Raw genomic sequence first — 7,430 nt, forward strand, 5'->3', positions numbered from 1 at the left:
GCAGAAACCCCGAAGTCCCAGTAACGCGGGGACAATCGTCAGGAAAGGAGGCTTCGGCCTCCTTTTTTTGCGGCTGGAACGCGTTAGGAGGCGGGCGGGAAATCCACCTCCGCGCGCAGCGGGCGCGACAGCAGCGCATCGATGGCGTCGTCAACGCTCGTCTCGCCCTTGACGATGCTGTGCACGGCCTCGCAGATCGGCATCTCCACCCCGTGCTTCGCCGCCAGCGCGACGACGGCGCCCGCCGAATGCACGCCCTCGGAGACCGATTTCCGCTGACCGAGAATTTCGGAAAGCATGCGGCCTTGCCCGAGCGCCAACCCGAGCGACATGTTGCGCGATTGAACACTCGACGCGGTCAGAATGAGATCGCCGAGCCCGGAAAGCCCGGTCAGCGTTTCGAAGCGTCCGCCGAGCGCGCGCCCCAGCCGCACGAGTTCCGCGAAACCGCGCGTGACCATGGCCGCGTGTGCATTCGCGCCGAACTTCCGACCCTCCACGATACCTGCCGCGATCGCCAGCACGTTCTTCACCGCGCCGCCAACCTGTGCGGCCGTGACGTCGTCGGTCCAGTAGAGGCGGAAGGTGCGATGCGCGAGGGCGGTGGTGAGTTCCGCGCCGAGCGTCTCGTCCGGGCAGGCCAGTGTCAGCGCCGTGGGCAGATTGCGCGCGACCTCACCCGCGAAGCTCGGGCCGGAAAGGACAGCGATTTCGGCGCCGGGCAAAACTTCGCGCACCACCTCGCTCATGAACGCGTTCGTGCCGTTCTCCACGCCCTTGGTGCAGATCACGACGGGCGTGCCACTTCGAAGGTGCGGCGCGATTTCGCTGGCTACGGCGCGCGAGAACTGCGAAGGCGCGACGAAGAGGAGAGCGTCAGCCGCCGCGACGTCCTTCGCCTTGGCCGTCGCGCGTATGCGTGGATCGAGCGACACGCCCGGCAGATAGACGCGGTTCGTGCGGTGATCGTTGATTTCGGCAACCGTTTCGAACTCGTAAGCCCAGAGCGTGACCTTGCGCCCCGCGCGGCAGGCAGACTGCGCAAGCGCCGTCCCCCAAGCGCCGCCACCTATGACGCCGATGTGCTGCAAACGCGCCGCCTCGCCGGAAGTGTTCGTGGCCATGATCAAGCCGCCCTTTCCAAAATGCCGCGAGCCATGCGGCTGCGAGCTTACGATTGAGGCGGCTGTGGTAGCGGTGCGGCGGAGACCGCGCAACCCGCTGGCCCGGTCAGGGTCATTCCGCCGCGGAAAGCTCTTTCGCCGCCTCGACCGGGGCCGGAACTTCGGAAATTGGCCAGCGCGCGCGTGCCGCAACGTCGAGGCCGTCCACGAGGCCGGCTGCGATCCGGTTAGCCCCTGCCCAGGCGATCATTGCCGCATTGTCGGTGCAAAGCCCGGGTGGCGGGGCGTGAAACGTGTATTCAGAAGCCTCACACTCCCTGAGAAGCGCGGCTCGCAGCGCGCGGTTGGACGCGACACCGCCCGCAACCACAAGCCGCCGCGGCAAGCCGGATGCTTCATAGATGGTCATGGCCGCGCGAAGCCTGTCGCGCACGACGTCCGCCGCAGCCTTCTGGAACGACGCGCAGAGATCGGCCGCGACCTGCCTCGACACGGGCGCGTGCGTGAGCGCAACCTGACGCACGGCGGTCTTGAGGCCGGAAAACGAGAAGTCGGGGCGGGTGCGCCCTGCCAGAGGTCGCGGCAGATCGAAGCGATACGGATCGCCGCTGGCGGCCGTGCGCTCGACGGCGGGGCCGCCGGGAAAGCCGAGGCCGAGCATCTTCGCGACCTTGTCGAAAGCCTCGCCGAGAGCATCGTCGATGGTGCCGCCGAGCTTCTCGTATCGAAAGAGACCGTCAACCTTCAGAAATTCCGTATGGCCGCCCGACACCAGCAAAAGGAGATACGGTGGCCGAAGCCCTTCCGTGAGGCCGACCGTCAGCGCGTGGCCTTCGAGATGGTTCACCGCGGCAAGCGGAAGATCGTGAACGAGCGCGATGGCCTTCGCCGTGACGAGGCCCACGAGGACGCCGCCGATCAACCCCGGCCCCGCCGTCGCGGCCACGCCGTCGAGGTCGTCGAAATCGAGCTGCGCTTCTACGAGCGCGGCCTCCACGATGCTGTCCACGACCTGCACATGAGCGCGCGCGGCAATTTCCGGCACGACGCCGCCATAGGCTTCGTGATCGTTGAATTGCGAACGTATGATAGACGAGAGAAGTGTGCCGTTACCGAAAGGGTCGCGCCGGACTATTGCAGCGGCGGTTTCATCGCAACTCGTCTCGATTCCCAGCACTGTCAACTCGCGGTCTTTTGTCGCCCCCGGCTCCTTAGTTGCTCCGGTGCTCGCGCGTTGCTGCATGATCCGTGTCTAATTCCGTCTTGCTTTAGTGCTGTACCTTGCGGCTGCGATATGCTTAGTGTCCCAATCCTCTGCATCCTCAAAAAACCGGACGCACCCCTACAACCTAAGTCAACACAACCATGAAAAATCACTCAGACGCAAGGCAAATTCGCATCGGTACCCGTGGCAGTGCGCTGGCTCTGGCGCAAGCTACGGAAGTACAGAACCGCCTGGCCGCGATCTATGGCGACGAGGTACAATTCGAGCGTGTCGTCATCAAGACGACCGGCGACAAAATCCTCGACAAGGCCTTGTCTTTGGTTGGGGGCAAGGGGCTTTTCACCAAGGAACTTGAAGAGGCGTTGTTTGCGGACCAGATCGACATTGCCGTTCATTCGATGAAGGACGTGCAGGCTTTTCTGCCGGACGGTCTTGAGATCGCCTGCAATCTTCCGCGTGAGGACGTGCGAGACGCGTTCATCTCGACGAAGGCGAAATCTCTCTCCGACTTGCCGGAGGGCGCGGTCGTCGGAACGGCTTCCATCCGCCGCGAAGCCTTCATCAAGAACAAGCGTCCGGATCTGAAGACGGTGCTGTTCCGCGGCAACGTTCAGTCGCGGCTGAGGAAGCTCGAAGAGGGCGTTGCCGACGCGACGCTCCTGGCATCCGCCGGCTTGAACCGTCTCGGTCTCTCCGACCGCATCACTGACCATATCCCCGTTGAAGAAATGCTGCCCGCTCCCGCGCAAGGCGCGATCGGCATCGAAATCCGCTCCGACGATCAGGTGACGCGCGAACTCATCATGGCGCTGCACGACGAAGCGACCGGCTATGCCATCAATGCCGAACGCGCATTCCTCAGCGAACTCGACGGTTCCTGTCGAACGCCGATTGCGGCGCTCGCCCGCTACGACGGTCACGGCAAGGTGTCTTTCAAGGGCGCGATCCTTACGCCCGACGGCGCACGCATCTATGAAACCACCCGCGAGGGCAGCGCGAACGACGCGGCAGCGATGGGTAAGGATGCGGCGAAAGAGCTTTTCGCGGTGGGCGGCAAGGACTGTTTCCCCGCCACCGAATGACATGATCGCGTATCAAGCGGAACGCCGCACGTCGCGGCGTCCGCAACTGGTGCTTCGATGCAGACGTTTCGCCTGACTGATGCACAGGCAAACCCAGACTTCAAAAGAGCACCCGGCAGTTTATAGAATCCCGTGCAGTATGAAGATTGACTTTGATATGAGAGCCCACATCACGGGCGAATCGAATGTCAGTCCGACCGCACCGGCGCAGGACCATCCGACAGCGGAGGCGGCATGCGTTTGCTGGTAACGAGAGCGGAGCAGGACGCCGGTCCATTCGCGGACGAATTGCGCGAGCGGGGGCATGAGCCCGTGCTTCAGCCGCTCATCGAACTTCACGCGCTCGATTTCGATGCAGCGGCGCTTGAAGATACCGACGCGCTTATCGTCACGAGCGGCAACACGCTGCGCGCGCTGGAACAGGCGGGCGCAATCGGTGGACTTGCCCGCTTCCCCATCTACTGTGTCGGAGATGCTACCGCGCGACGCGCCAGACATAGCGGCCTTCAAAAGCCGCTTGCCATCGAGGACACGGGCGAAAAGCTCGCCGCCGCGATCGTCGATTCGGCTGCGCCGGGCACACGCTTCGTCCACCTGGCGGGCGAACATCTTGCGTTCGATATCGTTGGAGAATTGACACGCCACGGCATGCCGTCGCGGTCGCTGGCCGTCTACGCCATGGAAGCCGCCGAGGCGTTCAAGCCCGAGGTCGCGGACATGATCGAACGTGGCACGCTCGACGGCGTGACGCTGCTCTCTCCGCGCACGGCCGAAATATACGTTTCATTATGTCACAGGCATCGATTGGCTGAATGCGCTAAAAAATTGGCGTATTTTTGCATATCGGAAACTGTGGCGCACCGACTTGAGACGCTCGACGCGCGTCGCGTTTACATATCCGAAAGGCCGAATCGCAAGGCTCTTCTTGACCTTGTAAGTTAGGCGCAACCTCTGCCCTTCCGAGAACACGATCTTGTGGAAGAAGGCGCTTGCAAAAAAGATAAATAGGCTGGTCCGACGATGCCCGAAGACAAGAAACCGAGACCGACTATCATCGATGGCGAAAAGGCTCAGCCAGCGGCGGCAGGCGCGGACACCTCGCCCCGTCCGAAACCGCAAATCATCGACCAGGCGCCGCAACCGACAAGCGGGGGCGGCCTTTTGAAGACGCTGACAGCGGGCGTCATCGGCGGCCTCGTTGGCGCAGGCGCGGTCTATTTCACGGTCGCCGCCGACACGACCGGGGGCACGGACGCGGAAGCGCGCAGGCAGATCGCCGATCTCCAGCAGAGGACGGCGCAGCTTGGCGAGGCCGTACGCGCGCGGCCGCAGGCAGTGGCGGAGACGTCGGCTTCGGCGGCTCCGGCCGTGCCGCCCGTCGATCTTACGGAGGTCAACAACCGTCTCGATGCGCTTGAGAATACCGGCAAGGATGCGAGCGCTTCGCTGCAATCGCTGACGCAGCGAATCGAAGTTGTCGAGCAGAAGCCCGGCATCGAGCCGCGCAAGGAAGTGGTCGAAGCGGCCGTCGCGGCACAGATCGCGCCAATCGGCGATCGCATCACGGACCTCGAACGCGGTCTTGGCGAGCGGCGTGCCGACGCCCGCAATGCCGCCCTTTCGCTTGCTCTTGCAAACTTCAAGCGCGCTGTCGCCGAAGGGCGGCCCTTCGCCGAAGAACTGACGGCCATCGAAAACCTGTCGCCTGAAAAGCTTCCGGTGTCGGCGCTCGCCGCCTACAAGGACAAGGGTGTGCCCTCCATCGCCGCGCTGCGGACGAGTTTCGAGGATGCGGCGCGCGTGGCGATCCAGCGGCACTATCAGAAGCAGTCGCCCGACAGCGTCGTCGGCCAGGTGGTGGCGCGCGCGCGCTCCGCGGTTCAGGTCAAGCCGTCCGGCGATGGTGGCGACACGGTCGAGGCGATCCTCGGGCGGGTTTCGTCCGCGCTGAAGGCGGGAAATGCGGCGGGTGCCCTCGCGGCCTCGGATACGCTTCCTTCTACGGCCAAAGAGGAAATCGTCGCGTGGCTTGAGCAAGTAAAAGCCCGCGTCGCTGCAGACGAGGCGGTGAAGAACACCGATCAGCAGCTTATCGCGACCCTGACGAAACCTCAGGGCGTCCAGAACTGAACAACCGGCAACCACGCGCGAACTCGCTAACTTTGGAATTCAAGTCATGACCCGCCTCATCGGCTATTTCCTGCTCATCGTCCTTGTCGCCGTCGGGTTTGCCTGGATTGCGGACCGGCCGGGAAGCGTAACCATCCAGTGGCTCGGCTATGACATCCAGACGAGCGTCTTCATCGGCTCGGTGGCGCTGCTGCTGGCCTTCGTCATCGTGTTCCTTCTGGGGTGGCTGGGCCTCCTCACCTGGACCGGACCGAAGAAGTTCCGCAACAGGGTCCAGCGCCGCCGCCAGCGCATCGGTCAGGAAGCCGTGCGACGCGGTATCTTCGCAGCGGGAGCGGGCGACAAGTCCGCCGCGCTCAAGGCGGACGCCATTGCGAGGCGGACCGTGCCGAACGAGCCTCTGGCCCTTCTCCTTCAGGCACAGTCGGCACAGCTGAACGAGGACTCGATTGCGTCGCGGCAGGCCTTCGAGCGCATGCTGGAAAAGCCGGAAATGGCCGAGCTTGGTCTTCGCGGTCTTTACATGGAGGCGAAGAAGGCGAACCAGAACGAGGCCGCCAAGCAGTTTGCGGAACGGGCGCTCGCCGCCAACCCCGCGCTGTCGTGGTCTTCGAGCGCGCTTTTCGAAATCCAGACCCGCGAAGGCGACTGGCGCGCGGCGCTGAAAACGCTTCAGATCGCGAAGGAACACCGCCATCTCGCCAAGCCCGAAGCCGACAGGCGCCGTTCGCTGCTTCTGACGCAGCTTGCCATCGAGCTTGAAGATTCGCAGCCAAGCAAGGCGCTGGCGTACGCCACGGAAGCTTTTGACCTGTCGCCCACGCTGATCCCCGCCGCTGTGGTGGCGGGCCGGATCCTGACCACGCAGGGCCAGACATCGCGCGCCACGAAAATCCTCACGCAGGCCTGGCGCTCGACCCAACATCCCGAGATCGCGCTCACCTTTGCCCACGCGCGGCGAGGCGATTCGCCCCGTGACCGCCTCGCCCGTGTAAAATCCCTCGTCGCGGCCGGGGCGCAGACGCTCGAAGGTGCGGTCGCCGTTGCCGTGGCTGCCATCGACGCGCAGGAATGGAAGACGGCGAGGCTGGCACTCGAACCCTATCTCGCCAACAATCCGACCGCGCGGGTGTGCCGCCTCATGGCGCGCATTGAGGCCGGTCAGAATCGAGACTCAGGCCGTGCGCGCGAATGGCTTGCAAAAGCGGCACGCGGCGCTCCGGATCCGGTCTGGGTGGCTTCGGATGGCACCATATCCGCCGAATGGCAGCCGATCTCGCCGACGACCGGCGCGCTTGGCAGCTTTGAATGGAAGACCCCGCCCGCCAACGCGACACCAAACTCCGAAGACTTCGCCGCGGAGATTTCAGCCCTGGACGTCGTTTCGCTCGAAGGTGAATCGCTGCCGGACTCCTACGCGAAGGCCAAGGGCTTGTCTGGCCGCTCGAACGAACCGGTGGACGTCGTCGCCTCTCCTGTGGGCAAGGAGGGGGCCGATCCGTCCAAGACGCCTCCTACGCCCGCTAACGACACGGCAACGTCCAACGCTTTGATCACAACGCCGGAGACGACGGTGGAAGCCGAGGAGGTGACGACGCCGGTCGACCGCTTCCGGCGCCGCTGAACGCGGGCGGCGAGAGGCCGAGCGCAAAGTGCCAACCGCATGCTGTCGCGGCGCGTTGCGGTCGAAGCGCCTCGTATAGAGTATCGAGATTTCCGCCAAATATCTTGCAAAGCGGGCTTGCACCGCGAGAAGTCCGTTGCTATGCATGTTTCGCGGGTTGGCCCGCATCGCCGCTTTAGCTCAGCCGGTAGAGCACCTCATTCGTAATGAGGGGGTCGCGTGTTCGAGTCACGCAAGCGGCACCA

General features: G+C 64.1%; 6 protein-coding genes and 1 tRNA gene. 5 read left to right on the forward strand and 2 right to left on the reverse strand.

All coding sequences use genetic code 11. The features are described 5' to 3' along the window. Positions 1–83: 83 nt before the first annotated feature. Both QM659_RS16630 and tsaD read right to left on the reverse strand, forming a co-directional pair. Positions 84–1,124, reverse strand: coding sequence for an NAD(P)H-dependent glycerol-3-phosphate dehydrogenase (locus tag QM659_RS16630; protein ID WP_415189277.1), 1,041 nt, complete (start codon positions 1,122–1,124; stop codon positions 84–86). 112 nt (positions 1,125–1,236) lie between these two features. Beyond that, on the reverse strand, positions 1,237–2,307 hold the full coding sequence (gene tsaD / locus QM659_RS16635; RefSeq protein ID WP_303484327.1) for a tRNA (adenosine(37)-N6)-threonylcarbamoyltransferase complex transferase subunit TsaD: 1,071 nt from the start codon (positions 2,305–2,307) through the stop codon (positions 1,237–1,239). A 182-nt stretch (positions 2,308–2,489) separates the two neighbouring features. On the opposite strand from tsaD, the gene hemC reads away from it, so the two are divergent. The 5 genes from hemC (at position 2,490) to QM659_RS16660 (ending at position 7,430) form a co-directional block, all read left to right on the forward strand. Continuing rightward, positions 2,490–3,431, forward strand: coding sequence for a hydroxymethylbilane synthase (gene hemC, locus QM659_RS16640; protein ID WP_415189278.1), 942 nt, complete (start codon positions 2,490–2,492; stop codon positions 3,429–3,431). Between the two features lie 234 nt (positions 3,432–3,665). Further along, complete coding sequence (locus QM659_RS16645; RefSeq protein WP_415189279.1) at positions 3,666–4,373, forward strand: uroporphyrinogen-III synthase; 708 nt, start codon at positions 3,666–3,668, stop codon at positions 4,371–4,373. A 78-nt stretch (positions 4,374–4,451) separates the two neighbouring features. After that, complete coding sequence (locus QM659_RS16650; protein WP_415189280.1) at positions 4,452–5,561, forward strand: COG4223 family protein; 1,110 nt, start codon at positions 4,452–4,454, stop codon at positions 5,559–5,561. Between the two features lie 46 nt (positions 5,562–5,607). After that, the gene (locus QM659_RS16655; protein WP_415189281.1) at positions 5,608–7,185 is read left to right on the forward strand and encodes a heme biosynthesis protein HemY; all 1,578 of its coding nucleotides are present in this window, start codon (positions 5,608–5,610) and stop codon (positions 7,183–7,185) included. Between the two features lie 169 nt (positions 7,186–7,354). Continuing rightward, a tRNA-Thr gene (locus QM659_RS16660) sits at positions 7,355–7,430 on the forward strand.

The organism is Rhodomicrobium sp., assembly GCF_047605405.1.
Taxonomy (GTDB): Bacteria; Pseudomonadota; Alphaproteobacteria; order Rhizobiales; family Rhodomicrobiaceae; genus Rhodomicrobium; species Rhodomicrobium lacus.